Origin of the sequence: Bacillus sp. MYb209 (assembly GCF_002975175.1) — a bacterium.
GTDB lineage: Bacteria > Bacillota > Bacilli > Bacillales > Bacillaceae_G > Bacillus_A.
Window position 1 is genome coordinate 1 of sequence record NZ_PCNZ01000037.1, and the last position, 21,765, is coordinate 21,765.

At 35.5% G+C, this 21,765-nt stretch carries 20 protein-coding genes and 5 pseudogenes; 15 read left to right on the forward strand and 10 right to left on the reverse strand.

Translation table 11 applies throughout. The features are described 5' to 3' along the window. Positions 1-220: 220 nt before the first annotated feature. The 3 genes from CQZ94_RS27010 to CQZ94_RS27020 form a co-directional block, all read right to left on the reverse strand. Positions 221-1,111: a Vgb family protein gene (locus CQZ94_RS27010; protein ID WP_105587969.1), complete on the reverse strand. Its 891-nt coding sequence runs from the start codon at positions 1,109-1,111 to the stop codon at positions 221-223. Positions 1,112-1,226: 115 nt separating this feature from the next. Further along, positions 1,227-1,622 (reverse strand): DUF3224 domain-containing protein, encoded by a 396-nt coding sequence (locus CQZ94_RS27015; protein ID WP_078174465.1) that lies wholly within the window; start codon positions 1,620-1,622, stop codon positions 1,227-1,229. 449 nt (positions 1,623-2,071) lie between these two features. After that, the gene (locus CQZ94_RS27020; protein ID WP_105587970.1) at positions 2,072-2,824 is read right to left on the reverse strand and encodes an exosporium leader peptide-containing protein; all 753 of its coding nucleotides are present in this window, start codon (positions 2,822-2,824) and stop codon (positions 2,072-2,074) included. Positions 2,825-3,013: 189 nt separating this feature from the next. On the opposite strand from CQZ94_RS27020, the gene CQZ94_RS27025 reads away from it, so the two are divergent. The 3 genes from CQZ94_RS27025 to CQZ94_RS27035 all read left to right on the forward strand — a co-directional run bounded on the left by CQZ94_RS27025 (position 3,014) and on the right by CQZ94_RS27035 (position 4,755). After that, entirely contained in the window at positions 3,014-3,526 is a 513-nt protein-coding gene (locus CQZ94_RS27025) for a hypothetical protein (protein WP_105587971.1), read from the forward strand. 123 nt (positions 3,527-3,649) lie between these two features. Beyond that, on the forward strand, positions 3,650-4,219 hold the full coding sequence (locus CQZ94_RS27030; RefSeq protein ID WP_105587972.1) for a PRK06770 family protein: 570 nt from the start codon (positions 3,650-3,652) through the stop codon (positions 4,217-4,219). Positions 4,220-4,431: 212 nt separating this feature from the next. Beyond that, entirely contained in the window at positions 4,432-4,755 is a 324-nt protein-coding gene (locus CQZ94_RS27035) for a hypothetical protein (RefSeq protein ID WP_002110670.1), read from the forward strand. A 142-nt stretch (positions 4,756-4,897) separates the two neighbouring features. Here the strand turns inward: CQZ94_RS27035 and CQZ94_RS27040 are convergent, their stop codons facing one another. The 5 genes from CQZ94_RS27040 to CQZ94_RS27060 all read right to left on the reverse strand — a co-directional run bounded on the left by CQZ94_RS27040 (position 4,898) and on the right by CQZ94_RS27060 (position 9,512). Continuing rightward, positions 4,898-5,398: a DinB family protein gene (locus CQZ94_RS27040; RefSeq protein ID WP_002146751.1), complete on the reverse strand. Its 501-nt coding sequence runs from the start codon at positions 5,396-5,398 to the stop codon at positions 4,898-4,900. Between the two features lie 532 nt (positions 5,399-5,930). Continuing rightward, positions 5,931-6,302, reverse strand: coding sequence for a cupredoxin domain-containing protein (locus CQZ94_RS27045; protein WP_105587973.1), 372 nt, complete (start codon positions 6,300-6,302; stop codon positions 5,931-5,933). A gap of 216 nt (positions 6,303-6,518) precedes the next feature. Continuing rightward, on the reverse strand, positions 6,519-7,778 hold the full coding sequence (locus tag CQZ94_RS27050; protein WP_105587974.1) for a serine hydrolase domain-containing protein: 1,260 nt from the start codon (positions 7,776-7,778) through the stop codon (positions 6,519-6,521). A gap of 99 nt (positions 7,779-7,877) precedes the next feature. Further along, positions 7,878-9,077, reverse strand: coding sequence for an MFS transporter (locus CQZ94_RS27055; protein ID WP_105587975.1), 1,200 nt, complete (start codon positions 9,075-9,077; stop codon positions 7,878-7,880). A 15-nt stretch (positions 9,078-9,092) separates the two neighbouring features. Beyond that, the gene (locus tag CQZ94_RS27060) at positions 9,093-9,512 is read right to left on the reverse strand and encodes a MarR family winged helix-turn-helix transcriptional regulator (RefSeq protein WP_142395946.1); all 420 of its coding nucleotides are present in this window, start codon (positions 9,510-9,512) and stop codon (positions 9,093-9,095) included. Between the two features lie 173 nt (positions 9,513-9,685). Here CQZ94_RS27060 and phaZ point away from each other — a divergent pair, with 173 nt between their 5' ends. From phaZ to CQZ94_RS27085, 6 genes and pseudogenes are all read left to right on the forward strand, one after another. Next, positions 9,686-10,606, forward strand: a complete 921-nt coding sequence (gene phaZ / locus CQZ94_RS27065; protein ID WP_142395947.1) for an intracellular short-chain-length polyhydroxyalkanoate depolymerase — start codon at positions 9,686-9,688, stop codon at positions 10,604-10,606. 198 nt (positions 10,607-10,804) lie between these two features. Then, positions 10,805-11,428: pseudogene (locus CQZ94_RS27070) on the forward strand (MerR family transcriptional regulator). Next, complete coding sequence (locus tag CQZ94_RS32590) at positions 11,373-11,537, forward strand: helix-turn-helix domain-containing protein (protein ID WP_483861178.1); 165 nt, start codon at positions 11,373-11,375, stop codon at positions 11,535-11,537. Before CQZ94_RS27070 ends, CQZ94_RS32590 begins: the two are co-directional and overlap by 56 nt. Further along, a pseudogene (locus CQZ94_RS27075) lies at positions 11,459-12,148 on the forward strand (RNA-guided endonuclease InsQ/TnpB family protein); the annotation flags it as partial. The gene CQZ94_RS32590 and the pseudogene CQZ94_RS27075, both read left to right, overlap by 79 nt. A gap of 147 nt (positions 12,149-12,295) precedes the next feature. After that, complete coding sequence (locus CQZ94_RS27080; protein ID WP_142395948.1) at positions 12,296-13,492, forward strand: MFS transporter; 1,197 nt, start codon at positions 12,296-12,298, stop codon at positions 13,490-13,492. Then, complete coding sequence (locus tag CQZ94_RS27085; RefSeq protein ID WP_000166302.1) at positions 13,476-13,676, forward strand: NETI motif-containing protein; 201 nt, start codon at positions 13,476-13,478, stop codon at positions 13,674-13,676. The genes CQZ94_RS27080 and CQZ94_RS27085 overlap by 17 nt, the downstream gene beginning before the upstream one ends. 153 nt (positions 13,677-13,829) lie before the next feature. Here CQZ94_RS27085 and CQZ94_RS27090 read toward each other — a convergent pair. Continuing rightward, a pseudogene (locus CQZ94_RS27090) lies at positions 13,830-14,069 on the reverse strand (DUF4279 domain-containing protein); the annotation flags it as partial. A gap of 202 nt (positions 14,070-14,271) precedes the next feature. On the opposite strand from CQZ94_RS27090, the gene CQZ94_RS27095 reads away from it, so the two are divergent. Together CQZ94_RS27095 and CQZ94_RS27100 are read left to right on the forward strand one after the other, a co-directional pair. After that, entirely contained in the window at positions 14,272-14,583 is a 312-nt protein-coding gene (locus CQZ94_RS27095; protein WP_105587980.1) for a DUF3895 domain-containing protein, read from the forward strand. A gap of 385 nt (positions 14,584-14,968) precedes the next feature. Further along, positions 14,969-15,427 carry a hypothetical protein gene (locus tag CQZ94_RS27100; protein ID WP_105587981.1) on the forward strand — a complete coding sequence of 153 codons (459 nt, stop codon included), beginning with the start codon at positions 14,969-14,971 and terminating at the stop codon, positions 15,425-15,427. 289 nt (positions 15,428-15,716) lie between these two features. Here CQZ94_RS27100 and CQZ94_RS27105 read toward each other — a convergent pair whose 3' ends face one another. Continuing rightward, a complete protein-coding gene (locus CQZ94_RS27105) occupies positions 15,717-16,949 on the reverse strand; it encodes an MFS transporter (protein WP_105587982.1) in 1,233 nt (410 codons plus the stop codon). Between the two features lie 221 nt (positions 16,950-17,170). Between CQZ94_RS27105 and CQZ94_RS27110 the strand changes: the two genes are divergently transcribed. From CQZ94_RS27110 to CQZ94_RS27125, 4 genes and pseudogenes are all read left to right on the forward strand, one after another. Then, a complete protein-coding gene (locus tag CQZ94_RS27110; RefSeq protein ID WP_105587983.1) occupies positions 17,171-17,752 on the forward strand; it encodes a TetR/AcrR family transcriptional regulator in 582 nt (193 codons plus the stop codon). 217 nt (positions 17,753-17,969) lie between these two features. After that, positions 17,970-18,239, forward strand: a pseudogene (locus tag CQZ94_RS27115) (S-layer homology domain-containing protein); the annotation flags it as partial. Positions 18,240-18,514: 275 nt separating this feature from the next. Further along, positions 18,515-19,285, forward strand: coding sequence for a DnaD domain-containing protein (locus tag CQZ94_RS27120; protein ID WP_105587984.1), 771 nt, complete (start codon positions 18,515-18,517; stop codon positions 19,283-19,285). Positions 19,286-19,365: 80 nt separating this feature from the next. Then, positions 19,366-21,756 (forward strand): annotated as a pseudogene (locus tag CQZ94_RS27125) (penicillin acylase family protein). The last annotated feature ends 9 nt before the right edge of the window (positions 21,757-21,765 follow it).

Below are 21,765 nucleotides of genomic sequence, written 5' to 3' on the forward strand. Positions count from 1 at the left end.
CTTGAGTTTGTTGTGCTGCACCTGTATATAATTGTTTTGCTTGCTTGTTATCAGTTCCGTATATTTTCGTTAAAATGTGGACGGGTCACCATGGCCATCAAGATAAGGTTTTAATGTACGCCCAAAACAAAAAAAATGTACATTTTCACTTGGAGATGTCAATTTTCTCGTTTTGGGATATTTACTTTTCTGAGCTTGATAGCGATGGACGATATCCCTATTACGTAATGATTGTTAGACGTCCAATTTGATTACACTCTTCAGCGAACCAAAGATCGCCATCCGGACAAAACGTGATACCATGTGGCTCTGCATTATTTGTAGGTATCGTATATTCCGTAATAACTCCTTCAACTGTAATACGGCTGATTTGGTTACCTCCCCATTCCGTGAACCAAAGATCTCTGTTCTTCCCGGGTATTATGGCATGAGGGCGAGCGTTCGGCGTCGGTATAACAAATTCTTTGACCGCACCTTCGAACGTAATTCTACCAATTTTATTGCCCATGATTTGCACAAACCATATTGCTCCATCTGGTCCGCTCGCAATTCCAACTGGTCCGGAGTTGGGTGTTGGGATTGGATATTCTGTCACCTCACCTTTAGTGGTTATTCTCCCAATCCTATTGTTCTGATTCTGTGTAAACCATAATGCCCCATCTGATCCCAGAGTAATAAAAGAGGGAAATGATTTGGAGTTAGGCAATTCAAACTCGGTGATTTCCCCTGACTTTGTTATTCTTCCGATCCTACCATTATTCATTTCTGTAAACCATATTGCTCTATCTGGGCCTTCCGTTATGCCAAAAGGTGCAGCGTTCGTTGTAGGGAGTACATATTCTTCAAAAAGACCGTTCATCGACATTTTACCGATCTTGCTTGAGTTATATTCCGTAAACCATAAGTCACCGGTCTGGTCCGAGATAATTGACATAGCTCCTGCATTTGCTGTCGGAATGGGGAAAGAATTTATTTCACCATTAGCATTTATTCTACCAATTCGATTCCCTTTCTGTTCCGTAAACCACAATGCTCCGTCTTTTCCTACGGTTATTCCATATGGTCCTGAATCTATTTCATTGACCACATATTCTTGTATCGTGATCCTCATATCATTTCCTCCCATTGAAAATTTTGAGTCTTGTTTTTCGGTATAATTTAGTTTAAAAAAGGACATTCCTGGTATTACAGTGGATGCCCTTTTTGCTAAATTATAAGATATTTTGTTAGAATTCAAAGTCTAGAATCATTTTACTGGTTTGACCTGTAAACTTATAATTATAGGACCCTTTCAGGCTTTCTAATTCACCAGTAGCTTTGATGATTGTTGCAGGGGAATCTAGATTTCCTTTATCAAATATCCCTTGCTCTATAGCTGTAAATGTCCCTCGTTTTCCCTTATAAATTCCTTCGAAATGTAAAAATCCGGAAATTTTAGCAGTAGCCAAGTGTCCATCATCTATAGTTGATTCTAAATAATATAATAAATATTCAACAAAAGCTTTTCCTTTTAATTCACCGTCAATATCATATTCGACATGGGCAATATTAATAGGGAAATCTTTTCTAGTGTCATTGACTGGCTTTTCATCCCATTTACTTACTGTAAATGTTACTTCCATACGCGTAAACCTCCCTTCATCATTAGATGAGTAATCTACCTCCATTATATCACCTAAAAAGCACCATCAATAATTATATCTCATAGGAGTGTTTCTAAAGTAACGGATGCTGCTGGTAAGATCCTATTAAGAACAAAAGACGACTTATCTTTTGTTCTTCTTATATGACATTGAAAGTGAATTTTTATTTAAAAGTTTACTTTCACAGTTTCAAAAAGAAAAACTATTTATGAAGGGGTTCTTTACAAACAAAAAGAAGGCATCTCGAATAAAGATTAATCAAAATGGCCTTCTCTAAACATGCCCATCAACTTAAGAATTCAGAATTACCCCAAAACGAGAAAATTGGCATCCTCAGGTGAAAATGTACAATTTTTTGTTTTGGGGGTACTTCAAAATGTTAGGTTGATGGGCATTTGGTGCTATTTTTTATTATACATCTCTAAATTTTAGAGAATGTTCACAGCTGTGATTTTGCAGGTTGAAATAGCAAACCTAACGATTGTAGTTGGATTTATAGGTAAAGTACCTAGAACTATACCAAGACCTGTTTGTTCCACGTTAAAACCTACTGCAATAGAACCATTACTTGCTAAAAGATTCACTGTAGAACCAATAAGCGTATCTAGTAATTCCCTAATTGGTCGTTCACGACAATCACATTCGCATCCTGAGTCTACAGGTGGAGGTAATATTATAGATGGCCCTGGTGGTAAAAATCCTACCCCTGTTACATCAGAAATATTGACCACAAAGGATGTGGTACCATCTGTAACTGTAACTAAAAAATCATTTACGGAAGTGATAGTAAATAAAAAGAAAAGAGGGGGGACGTTGGGCGCGTCTGCAATAGTACCAAGAATCACAGTTTCCCCAATAAGTTGTTGTAAAACGTTCTGCATAGGTAAAACACAGCAATCACAAAGACAGCCTTCAGTTGCTCCTGTTGGACCTGTCGGACCTATTTCTCCCGTCGGGCCAGTTATTCCTGTTTCTCCCGTTGGACCGGTTGGGCCTGTCGGACCTGTTTCTCCCGTCGGGCCAGTTATTCCTGTCGCTCCTGTTACACCTGTTAATCCAGTAGGGCCTGTTGGACCAGTGGGTCCAACAGGCAAAGTAAACGGTGGAATAGGTGGCAATGTAGGACCCAGTAAATTCGGATCAAACGCTGCTCCACTCAAAAACTCATTGTTTTCATTCATGTATACACCTCCTTACGGTGCTTGTACTTATCATAATTATTAAATGCTCAATACTAGATAAATGATCTTCACATAAGCGGAATATCTCTTTTTTATTTTTATTCGACAAAACATAACAAAATAGTTGTAACCACATTTGTTATGATAGTTTAGGAAATCTAACATTTTAAACGCTGGGGGATACATATTATGAACAATAAACTATTAAAAACACTTACTTGTTGCGCTTTATTTATGGAATTAGCAGCATGTTCATCTAATGAAACAGCAAGTACTTCTAAAGAATCTAAAGCTGAGCAAGAAGCACAAAAAACAGCTGAGAAAGCGAAGAAAGCTGAAGAAAAAGGGATAGTAAAAAAGGAGAAAGCAGAACAAGAGGCAGCTGAAAAACAACGGAAACAGCAAGAAGAAGCTACAAAAAAGGAACAATCAACAACTACTTCTGGGAACACTATTAAAGGCTTAAAAGACGAACTATCCATTGGTATGTCATTTAATGATTATCTTGCTAAAAAGAAATCATTAAATGTAGAGAATCCCTTTAGTATTTCACTCGGAAAAGGCAATATAGGCAGTGTTCTTCAAGCTCAAGATGGAGTATTAGTTGTATGTATTGATGGAGAAAAGATATTTGATTTAAAAACATTTAAAAATGTTGATGAAGCTAAAGAATACGAAAAGAGTTTAAAAGTAAAACAATAGACTTGGATCATATTTCTCAATGAACAATATAACTTAACATGGTAAAATGATATATTCATAAAAAGATAATTCGATATAATATTATTTATATGAAATATTAAAATGTAGATAGGGGAAGTGAATATGGACAAGAAGCTAACGTATTGGCTAGGATCTATTATAGGGGTAATAGTACTTGCAGCTGGTATGACTTATGGAATGTTACAGTTTGCTGAAGTACCAATGGGTAGTGAGAAGCATGCTTTTGCAGAGTCTGATTATAAAGAAGCACCACCATCGAATGAAGCAGAAATTGAGGGTTCAAATGCACAACTTCACATCACTAAAAGTTCTACTGAAGAAGAAGTTATTTCAGCAATGCATAGCATGACTCATCAAAAAGTAAAAGCAAATGACGGACGGGGAGCAACTCCTATGTCTAAAAAGAATGCAGAAAAAGTAAGAAGCATTCTAAACCAAAATGATTTTAAGAACAAAGAAGAACTATTAGCAATCACTGAAAGATGGGTAAATAGAGATTTTAGTAAAATCGTAGAAGAACATAACTATTTCTGGGAACTTCAAGACGGCAAGATAGGTGAAGCTACAGAAATGGATCCGATAGAAGAGCAAACATTCTCTTTAAATACTTTCGGTGATGAAGTAACAGCGGCTTTACATAAATCAGGAGATCTTCAGTACGTTGGAGAATAATAAACATCTATAAATTATAGTTAGAAGCTTTCCTTTTAATATTTACCTTTTCTAAATTTCTTCAATACATAGATGTGATTCTCAAGTCGGAGGAAGGCACCTTAGGGTGTTTTTTTTTTCTTAAAGGACCTGTGCAATTACGGTTGGAATTTCATTCTGTTTGACACATATCCCCAGGCTATCTGGACATGATAAAAGATGAGGTGACTGACATGAAGGATAAAATATTAGAATTAGTACCAGGATCGGTAAAAAAATTACTCCAGAAAAAAGTTAAAGATGGAAACCGATGCATCATTGATTTGGTTGTGGATGATGCAACTGCTTATGGATTTGAACCGGAGCAAGTAATCCCCTGTATCATGGCGGGTTATTATGTTTATGAATCCACCACCTATCCCAGTGAAATGGAGGAAGAATGGAAGCTGAACTTGGTTTTTCATGCGGCCAATCGCTCGGCAATGAAGCTTCTGTCTTATGGGAAGTATAAAGCGAAACAATCTGAAAGTGGATGGATGAGATATACAAATCCATAAGGTTTACTTAACATACCCTAACTAGCTTGGTGAGCATGAGGCACCGTCACATGCCCATCAACTTGAGATTTTGAAATACCCCCAAGTATTTTGGTGAAAAAATGGATTACTCTTCTCTTGCCTATTTATAATGAATAACATTTCAAGAATACCAATAAAAAGCATAATCAGTCATAACTGAAGAATCACCCAACTGATGTAACATAGCTGAAATATTCCCTCTATGATAGGTTCCATGATTCACAACGTGTAAGACCATTTCAGATATACTTGTTTCTCTTAATCCTGCCCATGGATTATCCAACATTATTCTCTTTTCCATATCTTCCTGTCTGTTCAAAAAGGTTTTAAACCGAGATGTTAAAGTGTGAAATTCCATTTCTAAGTCTTCAATGGGCAGTTTCTCAATCTTTTCTTGAATTTGAAATGAAGATTGCATTGCTTCATTCATACTCTGACCCTCAAGGGTATTAAGCCATCCATATTCCACCAAATAGAGATGAGATAAAACCTTTGAAACAGAAGAAAAGACACTTTTCATTTCTTTTTGATATTTCTCAGGAGAAAGTGTCTTAAGATGATCAATAATCCGTTGATTTGCCCATACATGATAGTTATATAGATTTTCTACATGATTTGCCATACAATCGCCTCCTTATCATCACGTTTTTTAATATTCTTTATCAGAATGAATTATTCCTTTAAATATTATTACTTATCTGATGAGATCTTCAACTAAATGGCCCGATTGCTGAATAAGAAAAAACCCTGCACATCAACACAGGATTTTGATCAAACTTTTTTACATATTATCAATCTTTATTTTAAACGATCAGACTTTTTTATAAATTATTAAACTTTGTTTTAAAGTCACACTTTTTACAATTTAGGTCTTGATAACTTTAAAACGGTTAAACTTTATTTCAAAGCCACAGGGATCTCTCCGTGGAGATAATGGGAAATGCTGTATTTAAGCTTAGGAATTTCGTTTTGGGGGTATTTGCATTTCTTAACTTGATGGCGATGGGGTAGTACCAACAAAACGAAAATGTAACAAATTTATGCTACACGTAAAAACCGATTAGTGAGAGCTCATAATCCGTGGGAGATGGACACCCCCGCGAATTTAAGTTTTACTTTATAAAAAAAAAGCAAGGATCGACCGGTATCGCTTGTTATTTGACTATTACTTTTCCCTCCATTCCTTTCAAGTAGTGGAACCGACATATTAGTTCATACGTACCGGGAGTTTCAGGTTTTACGGCAATTGTTTTTTCTTTTCCTGGCGGGACCTCGGCGTCAATTCCCAGCTTTTTCACCGTAAAGGTGTGATCTCTATTTCCTTGGTTTTTCAATATTAACGTTGTCGTTTTTCCAACCGGAATAGTGATGACATTCGGATTAAAGTAATCATCATTCAATTCGACCTCAATAGGGTGTGTTACAACGTCGGATTCGGCAAATACACTGAGTGATCCTAAAGTAGTCATAACTACAATCATCGCAAGTGAAATGATCAATACAGTTAATTTCTTTTTCACGGACATTCGCAATCCCTCCTTTCCTAAGCACTAGTGTTTTCTAATTTATAAAATATTATCAATATAAATGGGATCTCGGCGTGTTTCAAATAGTAATTCTTTCAACTGAAACAGTGATAAAGAAAAAATCGACTCTAATGATGAACTTTTGTTTCAATATCTCTTAATAGCCAAATGAATAGGATAGGTGTAAATAAAACACTCCAACAAAAAAAGCCTCCACTATTGTGAAGGCTTCTCTAAATGATGTGCAATATCAACATACATATTTGAGTAAGTCGAATGTATTTCATTACTAGGCGCAGCGTTAGAAGAGAAGTGGACGATAACCATATTTGCTTTCGGGTCGATGTAAAGAGTTTGTCCGTAACTGCCTAACACTTCGAAAGCGCCTTGTTCATTATGCGGAATCCACCATTGATTATGATAAGAAATTGAAGCGCCGCTGCCGATTGCGAGTTCACCTTCTTGTACACCTTTCACACTTTCTGTAATAAAAGAAGGGACGATTTGTTTTCCGTTATATTGACCATTATTTAAAAGTAATTGCCCGAATCTTGCCATATCTTTAGCAGTTGCATTTAAACCAGCGCTTGCTTGTTCTACTTTTGTTTCATCTGTAACGTAATAAGCGTTGTCTTCCATACCAATTTGAGACCAAATTCGTTCGCTTACATTTTCAGCTAATGATTTTCCTGTGATTGTTCGGATAATCCAAGCGAGTGTTTCAGTTGATCCGTTATTGTAAGAAAAAGCTGAACCAGGTGGTGCAGTTTCTTCTGCTTCTAGTAACATATCATAAATTTTCATAGGCCCCTCGTAATTTTTACCTCGGGGTAAAATATTACTAGCTAAATATAGTTGTGCATCTTGATTTTCTAGTCCTAGCTGCATATATCCGTGAGTAGGGTACTGTGCAGAAACTTGCATGTCCATTAATTGCTGAAGTGTAGCTTTACCAAACGGTGTATTTTTTAATTCTTTTATGTAAGTGTCAGCTGTTTTCTCTACATCAATTCGATTTTCTTCAGCGAGAGATTGTATGATTGCACCAGTAAACACCTTTGCTAATGATGCCATTCCATGAGGATTACTCTCGTTATATCCATTGAAATATCGTTCATAAACAAGTTGACCATTATGTACAACGACAAAAGCGTCTGTTTTGTTTTCGTCTAAAAGTTTTTTTAGAGGAGTCGTATTTCCAAATCCACGTTGGACAGCAAAATCGTCTAAGTTTTGTAACGCGGTAGGGAAGTGAGCAATTTGTTCAGGATTGTTTGTTACTTCATTAATTAAAGTGAATTCTTTCATATGTGTATACGACCAACGTAAGTAAGGATCGTCTAACCAGTTTTCCTTCGTCACGTTATTTTTTGATGGGGTCGTTTTATTATGTTTGAAGTATGTAAAACCAAGCCCTGTAATTACAAATATCACTGTTAGCATAAGTAAGAGTAGGGGAGATTTTTTTAATTTCATATAGGTCCCTCCTTTAATTTCTATTATAAGTATACGCTCGTCTTAAAAGAAATACAAAATAAGGAAAGTAAACGGGTAAGTTTACTTTCCTTATGAACGTTAAGCAGATATTTGTCCGTCTGTACTTTGTTTCTTGAATTTTTGTTTTCGTCCGTGTAATACATAATAAAGTAGTAAAGTGAACGCAACGATAATAGCTGCGATAAAATACATATTATGATAACTTGATTTGGCAGCGACGATACCTAAAATGAAAGAACCAAAGCCAATGCCGCTATCAAAGAACGAGAAGTAAGTAGCTGTCGCAGAACCACGTCGATGGTTTGGAGCGGCAGAAATTGCAATCGTTTGGAAACTTGGAATTAATGTTCCGTATCCTAAACCGATTAACATACCTGCGCCAAGGAACCAAAATGAAGTTTGCGCTTGGCTTAAAATGAACATCCCAATTGTGAAAATAATGATAGCTGGATAAATAAGTACATTTTCACCGAAACGATCAAATATTTTTCCTGTAAATGGACGAGAAATGACCACAACAAGTGCGTATAGAATAAAGAAGTAACTTGCAATGTCGCTTAAACCGAGTTCTTTCGCATAAATAGGAATAAAGGATAAAATGCCACTATAAGAAAAGGCTAAAACAAATCCTGTCAGAGCGATCGGAATAGAAGATGGTTCAATTAAGTCTTTCCATTTCATTTTTTCTCGTGTTTGTTTACTTACTGGTTTTTCATGTGGAATATTGACTAGTAATCCTAATAAAAATGCGAGTAATGAAAATACTGAACAAACGATAAATAGTACAGTAAATGAAAAATGGGAAATAATTGTTAAACCTAAAAAAGGACCAATTACCATTGGTAGACTCATAAATACGCCGTAATAAGCAAGTGCTTCACCGCGTCTATGAGCTGGTGCTACATCAGTTACAATTGTTCCAGTTGCTGTTGTTGCCATTCCGAATCCAATACCATGTAAGAAGCGAAGGGCAAGTAATAAAAATAAACTTTGCGTACCGAAATACATAACAGTAGCGGCTAAAAATAGTGAAAGTGAAATAAATAATATTTTCTTTCTTCCTAAATCATCGAGCCATTTTCCTGTGAATGGTCTACATAAAACAGATGAAATAAGAAAAACAGTTGCAACTAAGCCAATTTCCTCAGGTTTTCCTTTTAGGCTGTCTATAACATAGACAGGCAGAGTAGTCATAAGCATGTAAAATGTTAAAAAGAGAAACAGACTACTAAAACAAGTTCCGAGGAAATCCTTCGTCCAAAGTTTTTCACTTTGCATCGTCATCCCTCCATATTAATGATCTAAATTTTTGATAATTTGTTGTAACAATTGAAAAGCTTCATGTAAGTCTTCTTCTTTAATACCTTCTAGCGTCTTTTCTTCAAAGGAATCAACTTCTTCTTGCCATACTGGAATCATTTCTATTGCTGTTTCCGATAAGGAAATGAGCTTCTCACGGCGATCTTTTCCTTCCGTACGAATAATCCAGCCCATCGTTTCCATACGTGTTAACGTGCGGGTCATCGTTGGTGATTCGACATTTAAATACTGACATAATTCTGTTTGGGTGCAAGATCCAGTTTGATTAATACGGAAAATAATAGCCCATTGCGCACTAAATAATCCTGTTGGAGATACACGTTCATTAAATTTCTTCGTAAACTTACGAGAAGTTTGACTGACAATGTGGAAAAAATGTTGTTTTTCGTCCATGTATTTTGATCCTTTCAAATTAGTTACCTAGCTAACTATATACCTTTTTATTTTAATTGTCTAGTAATAGACATGTTGTTTTATGTGGAAATTTCGTATAGATTTTATATTGAGAACATACATTCTGTATGGTATTCTTTAATTAAGTAAAGAATTTTCTTTCTATTAAAAGAATGGGGGAACTTGTGATGATTAAGCCTGCAACAATGGAGTTTGTTTCACTATCGAACGGAGAAACGATTGCATATCAAGAAGTTGGAAGGCAAAATGAAGAAATACTCGTACTCATTCATGGGAATATGACATCGTCACAACACTTTGATTTAGTTATTGAGAAACTGCAAGATCAATATCATATTTACGCAATTGATTTAAGAGGATTTGGACAATCAACTTATAATAAGTCGATAGATTCACTACAAGACTTTGCAGAAGATGTGAAACTATTTATAGATCAATTAAAGCTAGAGAAATTTTCGTTAATGGGATGGTCAATGGGTGGCGGTGTGGCGATGGAGTTTACAGCGAGTCACCCTACTTTTGTAGAAAAATTAATTTTAGTAGAATCGGTCGGAATGAAAGGATATCCAATCTTTAAAAAAGATATTAATGGGCAACCAATCGTATCGAGCTTATTAAAAACGAAAGAAGAAGTCGCGCAAGATCCAGTGCAAATCGCACCAGTTGTAGATGCGATAAAAAATATGAATAAAGTGTATTACCAAACAGTCTGGAATCTATTAATATATACACATAATCAACCTGAACCAGAGCGTTATGAAAAGTATTTAGATGATATGTTAACGCAGCGTAATTTCGTTGATGTAAATTATGCGTTAATTACATTTAATATTTCGGATGAACATAATGGGGTTGTGGAGGGGAATAAGCGAATTCATCGCATTAAAGCTCCAACACTCGTCATACAAGGTGACCGCGATTATGTTGTACCGCAAGTGGTTGGAGAGGAATTAACAAAACATTTGCCAAATGCGGAGTTGAAGGTATTAGAAGATTGTGGGCATTCACCGTTTATTGATTGTTTAGATGTATTTATAAAACATGTAGAGGATTGGTTGGAAAATTTATGTTGAAACGTCGATATATTTCATTTTGCATTGATATATTTAAAGTTATGTTCGATATATTCTAATTTGCGTCGATATAATTTCATTCGCTAGAAGATTCTTAATATTGCTTTCTTATTGTATAGCAAACCATATATAATGAATGTAGTGGATTATAAAAGGGAGATAAATACAGTTATATAAAATATACACAAATGTAGACAAATATGTTGCAATCTACCTACGAAACAATATAAACTAAAAGAATTTTATGAAATCATCAATATATCTGTAAGGACTTTGCAGAGATGGGATAACGAGGGTGTATTGACTGCTTACCGAAAACCTAAAGGAAGAAGATAATATACAGATAAACAGTATAAAGACCATATGGGATTCAAGAAGGGAATAAAGTAGGTAAAACGGTTATTTACACACAGGTGTCTAATCGGGGGCAGAAAGATGATTTAGAGAATCAGATTGAGTTTTTAAAAACATTTGCTAATGCACGAGGGGGTATTGTAGATTGTACGGATGGTAATGTCTCAACTATCATTATTGTACACAGAGATAGGTTTATACGTTTTGGTTATGAATGGTTTGAAAAATTCCTTAGTAAGTTTGGGGTAGAGATTATTGTTGTAACGAATGAAAAATTCTCTCTGCAGGAAGAGCTTATTCAAGACTTACTATCTATCGTTCATGTATTCAGTTGTAGAATTTACGGGTTAAGGAAATACAAAAAGAAAATATCGGAGGATAAAGATTTATGAAAAGAGCATATCTAATAGAAATTCATCCGACAAAAGAACAAATAACCCAAATAAATCAGACGATTGGTGTGTGTAGGTATGTTTACAACCTGTATATCTCTAAAAACAAAGAGCAGGAAGATATTTTGTATCTGTACTTTGCGAATTGGAAGAAACAAAAGCGAAGCGAACACTCAATAAAATAGGTCTAGGGATTGATTTAGGAGTGAAGGATTTTGCTGTACGTAGCGATGGGAAAACTCACAAAAATATCAAAAAAACAATAAAAGTAAAAAAGATAGAAAAACGGTTAAAACGTGAACAACGCTCTTTATCGTGAAAATATGAAAATATAAAAAAGAGAGGTGGAAAATCTGTTACTAATAAAAGAGCGAATATAGATAAAAATGTTCTTAGGGTGCAAAAGCTATGTACTCGATTAGCGAATATTCGACTAGAGTATGTAAAGTCTGTTGTAAATGCTGTGGTGAAAACCAAGCCAACGTTTAATACAGTAGAAGACTTAAATGTAAAAGGTATGATGAAGAACAAACATCTATCAAAAGCAGTTGCTGAGCAATATTTCTATACATTTAAAATATGGTTAGAGGCTAAATGTGAGGAATACGGAATCGAACTACGTCAAGTAGATATATTCTATCCGTCGTCACAGTTATGCTCATGTTGCGATCAAAAGAAAGCGGATTTAAAGCTATCTGACCGAGTATATACATGTGAGTGTGGAAATGTAATGGATAGAGATTTGAACGCATCAATCAACCTTTTACAAGCAAAAGAATATACAATACTAACGTAAATAGATTGTATATATGTACGGTGGGCTACATCGGAATTTACGCCTGTGGAGTGTTACAGCAAACTGTAGTAGCGAGATAGGACACGTAGAAGCAGGAATACCCTAAGAATGTACATTTGTCTATATTTTTAGTAGCAGAGATTGGGGATGTCAATGCGTTTTACATTTTGGATTATGGTTGGGATTGCAGCAATTTCTGGTTTATCGCAAGGAATGTTACTACCTACAATCGCCATGATTTTTGAACAAGAAGGGGTTAGTTCAAGTATTAACGGTATTCATGCGACGGCATTATACATCGGGATATTATTTATTTCACCGTTTCTTGAAAAACCGATGCAAAGGTTTGGAATGAAACCAATTATCGTAATTGGTGTTTTTCTCGTTATTATTTCATTATTCTTTTTTACACAAATATTTTCATTTTGGGTATGGTTTATTCTTAGATTCCTAGTTGGCGTTGGAGATCATATGCTTCATGTCGGAACGCAAACGTGGATTACAACAACGACAGACCCTAGTAAAATAGGCAGGCAAGTATCGATATACGGCGTATTCTGCGGAATTGGTTTTGCAATTGGCCCTTATCTGGCAAGTACAGTTCAGTACGGTCTAGCAACGCCATTTATCGTATCTACTATACTTTGCTTAATAGGGTGGATTTTACTATTACCGACGAAAAATGCATTCCCAGCACAAGATGAAACGAAAACGGAAAGTGAATCATCATTTTCTCGTTATAAACAGGTCGTTGGATTATCTTGGATTGCACTTATTGGTCCACTTGCATATGGTGTGCTTGAAGCAATGCTAAATAGTAACTTACCAGTATACGCACTTCGCAAAGGGTGGTCTGTATCAGATGTTTCTTTCTTATTACCAGCATTCGCAGTTGGAGGTATTATTACACAAATCCCGCTCGGTATGTTAAGTGATAAATATGGAAGAGACCGCATTTTAACGTGGACGTTCAGCATAAGTACGGGCATTTTCTTGCTTGCAGCAGTATTTGATCAATATTACTGGATCGTATTTACATGTATGCTTATAGCGGGTATGGTCATTGGCTCGTGCTTCTCATTAGGTCTTGGATTCATGACAGATTTATTACCGAGACACTTACTACCAGCAGGTAATATATTATCCGGAATCGCCTTTAGTATAGGAAGTATTATGGGACCTGTATTAGGAGGCGTATTTATAGAAAAAATACAGTATACAAGCTTTTTTATTGCGGTTATGATTATAATGGGTATTCTCGCACTGGTATATATTATTCACATGAAAAATCAATTTGCATCAAGAAAAATAGAAAGTAGGTTAGGGCATGACAAAACAACCTAATAAGAAAAAATTTGAAGTACTAGAAAACGAAACGATTACAGACTGCTTAGCACGTATGGAGCAAGAAGGGTATGCACCGTCTCGTCGCATGGAAGAGCCAATCTTTCATGAAGTAAAGAAAGACGGGAAAACAGAAGTTGAACCGTGCGGTAGGAAGATTGTTTTTGAGGGGAAATTGAAGTAAAAAGAGGTTATATAAATGAAAAAAGATTCTGTTTTGAGGTGCAAGCAAGATAAAATACATCTTGTTTTTCACAGAAAACCTTAAAGTAATTCACATATATAACCACATAAGAAAACGCTGTTGATTCTAACATCAACAGCGTTTTTATTTTAACTAAATATATAAATAAAAATGAATTTCCGCTTGAATTAAACTAGCAAAATCAATAATGTCTTTCTGTAAATACATTGCTGGCGGTTCGCTATTCTCAACTTGAATCACTACCATTAAAAGAAATTCTAAACCATATTTCTCCTTGAGATGTCTTAATTGTTTCGTTTTTCCTTTAAGTGATTTTAGAATTGCATTCAACTGATTATTTATATTGTATGATTCTTGGTATCCTGCTTTTAGTCCTGTTATAATGGATTATACCATAGATGATAGAACGTATATTTGGTATAATCGAAACATACTACTTGAAACGATGTACATAAGTTATGAAATTCATGTAATAAGGTAAGTACTACATAACAATAACTAAATTAAAAAGTTCTAGTACATATAGGATTCAGTTCATGTTATACAAATCCATTGTCAGAAAGGAAAAGATGTAATGAATCAAATTTCATTTGAAGATTTATTTGAAGAAGAAAAAGAAAAGGTGGAGGTAGCTGAGATACCAGTATCTTTATCGCCATTGCAACAAGATATATTGGGATTATTTAATTCTGAAGAAATAAGTGCATTAGAGCTATGCGAACAATTAATACGATCTGGCAAAATACCAGATGAAAGATTCACAACGGATAAGCCTAAAGCATTTGGAAAAGTATGCTTAATATTAGAAGGTTTTGTTACGGAAGGGAAGCTTACTTTTATCAAAAGTGATGAGAAAAGAGATAGGGTATATAAAGTGAAACTTTAATCAGTGGGGGGTGTTCATCCCCCACTAATTATTAGCCTACACCAATCGGGCGTTTACGGGCAGTTAATCTCCCACCTAACTTCTTTGCTCCAGCCGAATTTTGAGGTGGGAGTCTTACTGCCCACAAATAGCGGGATAAAATGAAAGAAGAAGTTTCTAACACATAAGATGTACAGAGTATAGTAAAGAAATAAGGATGAAGCATCATTAAGCATGTAAAGAAAAGTTAAAGTTATGTAGGGACTAGGTTTAAACGGCCTAGTCCCTTATATAAGTGGGAAATGTAAATAATATTTTTTATTTGGCTTTTTTTTCGCGCTGTCATGTTATCCTTTAATAAAGCGATAAATGAAACTAAAGCTTAATCACGTGAGGTTAGTTATAAATGATAAAGAAATTTACTAGAGTAGTATTAACTGCAGTTATGCCAATCGGTCTTATTACCGGTTGTGGGACTACTGAAAAAACTGAAGTACAAGAGCCGAAAGCGGTACAAACGGAGCAAAAGGACTATATGGATTACTCATATGGTAGCGCGGGTATATTAGTAAGCGGAAAAGCGAAAGAACGTCAACAGTACGAGATTGGGTATATTGACGATAATATGTTAATTGGAATTAATGAAAACATTGAGGACTGTATTACTTTAGACAATAAAGATGAAGCAGGTTACATTTGGAAACAAATAGAGCGCGGATCTATTATTGAAGTGCAATACGGTAAGGACCGCAACGACATCGTAGGCGTACAATTAGTAGGAGATCGTGAGCCATACGAAATTAGTGACAAGCTAGATCGAAATACGATAAACGAGATTGTTGGAAAAGTTAAAGGTAATTTGTAATAGATGTATTTCGCTAGTATATGATCTATTATCATGAAATGGCGAATCGCATACATGAAATTTGGAATCAACGGCATTTTTATATTAAAAATGCCGTTGATTTATGTTAAAAAGTAAATGCTATTTTATCCCGCTATTTGTGGGAGTCGGGCTGCCCGTAAACGCCCGATTGGTGTAGGCTAATAATCAGTGGGGGATGAGCAAAACCCCCACTGATCAAAGTTTCACTTTATAGCCTGGTAGAAAAACACGTATTAAAAAATACACAAATGAGTTATTCTCCTTTTATTTATGATGATCGTCGTAAGGTCATTGCCCAGAATAAAAGAGCGCAAGCACTAACGGATGCACCTAATATACATACTCCGTTCCATCCGTAGCTTGCATAAATGTTTGTTGAAAGAATTGCACCTGTAGCACTGCCGATAGAATAAAAAATCATATAACTAGCAGTGAGCCGACTTCTCGCTTCAGGACGCACTGTGAAAAGTATACTTTGGTTCGTGACATGTACAGCTTGCACAGCTAAATCTAAAAGGATAACACCGATAACTAGTAGGAATAGAGAATGGTTCATTAATTTAATTAGGAACCATGAAAGTAATAATAAAGTTAAGGCAATGCCAGTAGTTCGCTCTCCTAATCCCCGATCAGCCAGTTGTCCAGCCTTAGTAGCAGCTAATGCACCGGCAACTCCAGCAAGACCAAATGCTCCGATGGCTGTATGTGATAGATTATATGGTGCAGCACTTAGAGGTAAAACTAATGAAGTCCATAAAATACTGAAGGCAGTAAAAATAAGCAATGCTAATATTCCGCGAATACGTAAGATCTTTTCTTCTACAAATAATAAGAGAACAGAACGTAATAAGTTACGATAGGTCATAGCTGTTTTTTTATGTTCAAGATTAGGTAAATTACGATATAACAAACCAATTACGAAGAGCATAAGTACAGCAGAGGTAAGATAAACGGAACGCCATCCCGCTAAATCTGTTAATGTTCCGGCAAATGTACGTGCAAGTAGAATTCCTATTACAACACCACTCGTAACGAAACCTACTATTCGCCCACGGTCTTTTGGATTAGCTAAAATGGATGCGTATGCGACGAGTGTCTGCGTAACAGTCGCAAGAATTCCGACTAAGGCCATACCTATAAAAAGTACGGTACTTGAAGGAGCGACTCCGACCACAATTAAAGCGAAAACGGATAAAAGCATTTGAACAATAATAAGTCTTTTTTGGTTTAACAAATCACCAAGTGGAACTAATAAAAGTAATCCGAGTGCATAACAAACTTGAGTAATCGTAATAACGACACCAATAGTTGAATGGTTGATCTTAAACTCATTTGATAAAGAATCAAGTAGAGGATGAGCGAAGTATATATTCGCCACAGCCATCCCGCAAGCTATTGAAAATAATAGAGTTATATAGCGGGGCATGATTGTATTGATAGGTGATTGGAACTGATCATTATTCTGAGTAAGAGCAGTTGTCATTTTTTCTTTAACATCCATAATATCATCTCCTTTTGTTTTTAAAATAACGTACCGATCGGTACGTTATTTCATAAGTAAAATATAATCAGGGATAAGTTAATATGTCAAGTGAATTGCAAAGTGATTTCAGTTTCTTTTGACATATCATTTATAATTTAATACGATATATAATATACCGATTAGTACATAAAATCGTGATTTATAATTTAGAAAACAGTTGAAGAAAGAGGAGGGGTTAAATGGCTCGACTACGCGAATTTGATAAAGAAAAAGCTTTGGATGCTGCTATGCAACTTTTTTGGGAGAAAGGATACGCTGCTACTTCATTAAGTGATCTAACTGCTAAAATGGAAATACAAAGACCGAGTTTATATGCGGCATTTGGTGATAAAGAAGGGCTGTTTGAAGCTGCATTACGGAGATACACGAATTTACACGCAGCTAGCATTCGAATAAAACTTCAAAAAGAACAATCTGTAAAAGAGGCCATTCGTGCATTTTTTGAAAATATGGTGGAAGAGGAATATAAAAAAGAATCAAATAAAGGCTGTTTCTGTATTAACACAATGGTGGAGCTTGCTCCTCATAATGAAAAATTTGAAGTGTTGACTAGAGAACATCAAATGTATCTTTCAGTTATATTTCAAGAATTAATTACTAAAGGTATTCAGTCTGGAGAACTGCAAAGTGATGTGAATGCTAAAGCATTAGCACAAACGCTAGTCACTTCATTAATTGGATTAACAGTGTTAATGAAATCTCGTCCAGAACGTTCAGTTGTAGATAATTCGGTATCTATCATATTATCGTTATTAAAATGATTTTTGCAGAAGTGTATTTCAATTATACGTTTTTTGAATGAGATGCTAATCAGAAAATGGAAACTATAGTGAAAAATAATTAAATTTGATTATAAAAAAGTCGATTCTTTATTGAGGTAAGAAATCGACTTTTTATAATATCTTCAGAGTCGAATGTACTGTGAAAGTAATAGCGAGAAAGGAAGTAGGCGGCAACTATCGGATCATGTGATAAACTTTTGACCCTAACGCACCAATTACTCGTGAAGAAGCATCTATTATGATTGACAAATCATTACAGTATAAAGGCATTACAGGTGATTTAGTAGCGTTACCATTTAGAGATAAACATTTAATAACATACAAACAACCAGTTCAAAGATTATACAGTTTAAAAATCATTAATGGTGTTGGAAACAATGAGTTTAATCTTCAAGGTACAACAACTCGTGGTGAGTCGGTTGTATTTTTAGTGAAGATGTTAGACGCGATAGAAAAAGCACAATAAATTACATGTAGAAAAGAGCTGATCCAAAATAATAATTTGGATTAGCTCTTTTTTTATATAAGCCCCTCATAAGCACCTACCAAGTAATAAATCACTAAGAAAAAACAAAACAAAAACAACTACAAGAACAAAAAAGCGCGAAAAAATAAAACCGTCGTAGTAGTAGTAGTAAAAAAAATTTGGAACTCGAATGCCAAAACCGTTACCTCATTCCTATATTTATATTGAAGGATTGGAATTTTCCTATTTGCTAACAAAGAGTGGAGGGAAAACTGATGGCGGTGTACCGTAATGTGCAGGTGAATTTTTGGCAAGATGAATTCATTTTAGATTTAACGCCAGAAGAGCGTTATTTTTACATATATTTGTTAACTGGTACGAAAACGAAGCAATGTGGTATTTACATATTGCCAAAGCGTTTAGCAGAGCTTGAAACTGGTTACAGTATGGAGACTGTTGAGAAGTTATTGAACCGGTTTGTGGAATACGGGAAGATTTTATATGATGCGGAAACGAAAGAGTTATTCATAATAAATTGGCTACACTATAACCCTATTTTAAATACGAATGTAGAGAAGTGCGTGTTACGTGAATTGAAGACTGTGAAAAGTAAAGAGTTCATACATATGTTTTTACGTAAATGTCTTGAAGAAGAATACAAGATTCCGTTATTACTTCAGTATTTTGGTATGCCAGAGGAAGAGATTAGTAGTAATTCACAACAAGCAATTATTCAAGAGAAGGAAGCTGTGGAAGAGGTAGAAATAGTAGAGGAGGCCACTCCGTATATTGAAGTTTACAAGTTTTACGAACAAAATATAAGTAGTTTATCTCCATATATCGTGAAGGAATTAGAGAGGTGGATGCAAAGAGTTTCAGGAGATACAGTACTAGAGGCACTTAAAATTGCGTTTGAAAATAATAAGGGAACACTTGCTTATGTAAAGGGGATTTTGAGGAATTGGTGTAAGAAAGGACGAGTAAGCTTCAGTAAAGGAAAGGAAATAGTGCGTAAGAGAGGATTATTCAGTTTGTATGATCCATAGCAGGAGCAAGGAATGATTTCTTCTTTTCTAAGAGGTTCTTTCACAATAGAAGCGAATAGATTGAGAAAGGAGGGGATTGTATGGAAGTCGTCATAAAAAAGAAACGAAAAAGGGGAAAAAGAATTTTTATTTGGTCTAGTAGTATCGTTCTTTTTTTGTTTATTTGCGCTATGATTTTTTTGAACATATATACGTTGAGTTCTATGCCAAAGATAGATGGAACGATAAAACTTGAGGATTTACAATATGCTGTTGCGGTGAAACGAGATAGTAAAGGTGTACCACATATTAAAGCGGAAAATGCACATGATTTATATTTTTCGCAAGGATACGTACAAGCGCAAGATCGTTTGTTTCAAATGGATTTAAGTAGAAGGCAAGCTTCAGGGACGTTAAGTGAAGTTGTTGGTGAAGTAGCTGTTGATAAAGATAAGTTGTTTCGTACGCTCGGTCTACGTCGTGCAGCAGAAGCGTCTTTAAATCAATATGATGGAGAAGCGAAATATGCTTTACAGTCATTTGCTGATGGAGTGAACGCTTTTATACGTGAGGCAAAAGAGGAAAAGAGATTGCCCGTTGAGTTTACTTTATTAGGATACGAGCCAGCTGAATGGTCAATCGTGGATTCTTTAACGATTGGAAAGTATATGGCATTTGATCTTGGAGGACATTGGCATGGACAGGCATTTCGATATTGGGCGTTGAAAAATCTTCCGGAAGAGCAAGCAGCTGAACTATTTCCATCCTATCCGAAAGATGCACCTAGATTACTAGCTGAACTAAAAAATACAAATGTAAATGTAGCGCAAAGTTTTTCAAAGACGATCATTCCACCAGAGTTTAATGGGAGTAATAACTGGGTTGTGAGCGGTGAGAAGAGTGCATCTGGTAAGCCGATTTTAGCGGATGATCCGCATCTTTCTCTTGCGACACCTTCTATATGGTATCAAACAAAGTTAGAAACGAAAGATGTAAATGTGAGTGGAGTTATTTTTGCGGGTGTTCCTGGTGTTATGTTAGGGCATAATAAAGAGATTGCCTGGGGTGTTACGAATACAGGTCCTGATGTACAAGATTTATATATTGAAAAGCGAAATCCTAATAATGAAAATGAATTTTTGTATAACGATAAGTGGGAAAAGGCTACGGTTGTTGACGAATCTATTAAGGTAAAGGGCGGAAAAATAATCCCTTATAAAGTTACGATTACGAGGCACGGTCCAGTCATTTCAGAGTTTGCGGATAAGGGGAAAGAGAAAACGAAAACAGTATTCGCTTTGAAATGAACTGCTTTAGAGCCTTCAGCTGAATTGAAGGCAGTACTAAATATGAATAAAGCAAAAAACTGGACTGAGTTTGAAACAGCTCTTCAAGATTTTCATACACCAACTCAAAACTTTTTGTTTGCATCAAACGACGGAACGATTGCTTATAAAGCGAATGGAAATATACCGATACGTAAAAAAGGCGATGGTAGTTTGCCTGTTCCAGGATGGACAGATGAATATGAATGGGAAGGGTATATTCCGTTTGATCAGCTTCCAAAAGTAATAAATCCGAAAGAAGGGTTTATTTCAACTGCGAATAATAAAATTGTTGATGATGATTATCCGTATCATATTAGTAATACATGGGCGCAGCCATATAGGCAAATGCGCATTCAAGAGTTTTTGCAAGAGAAGGATAAGTATACGGTAAAAGATTTAGAAGAGTTACAGATGGATCAAAAGAATTTATACGGGAAAGAATTTACTCCAATATTTTTAAAGGAGTTAAATAAAACAGCTTTAACTGAAGTGGAGAAAGAAGGAGTAAAACAATTAACAAAGTGGAACTTTTACGACAGTAAAGATGAAGCGGCACCATTAATTTTCCATTTATTAATGAAAGAGATTTCGAATACGTTATTTTCAAAAGAAATACCGAAAGATGTGATGGAGTTATTTGAAGGGAAGTCACAAGTTGTCGATGAATTAATTCGTAAGCAAGTAAACGGTGAAAATAGCGCTTGGTTTACGAAGTACGGAGGCTTCACAAAAGTTGTTCATACATCGTACGAGAATGTAATGAAGAAATTGCAGAAGGAGTATGGATCGAATGTAGCAGAATGGAAGTGGGGAGATTACCATCAACTTGCTTTTACACACCCAATTTCGAAATCATCTAGTATATTAGCATTACTCGCATTTAATCGTGAGAAACCAGTTCCAATTGGCGGAAGCCAAGTTACCGTTCAAGCAGCGAGTTACGGCGATAACGGTATTGTAAATCATGGAGCTTCTTGGCGATTCGTTATTGATACGAAAAATATGTCAAACGGTTATCATATAGTAGGACCAGGACAGTCAGGGCATTTTAGAAGCGATTGGTATCATGATCAAATAGATGATTGGGTGAACGGTGAGTATCATACGACTACACTTAATACAGATGGGATAGAAGGAAAAGTGTTAAATTTAGTTCCTAAATAATGTGTGGAT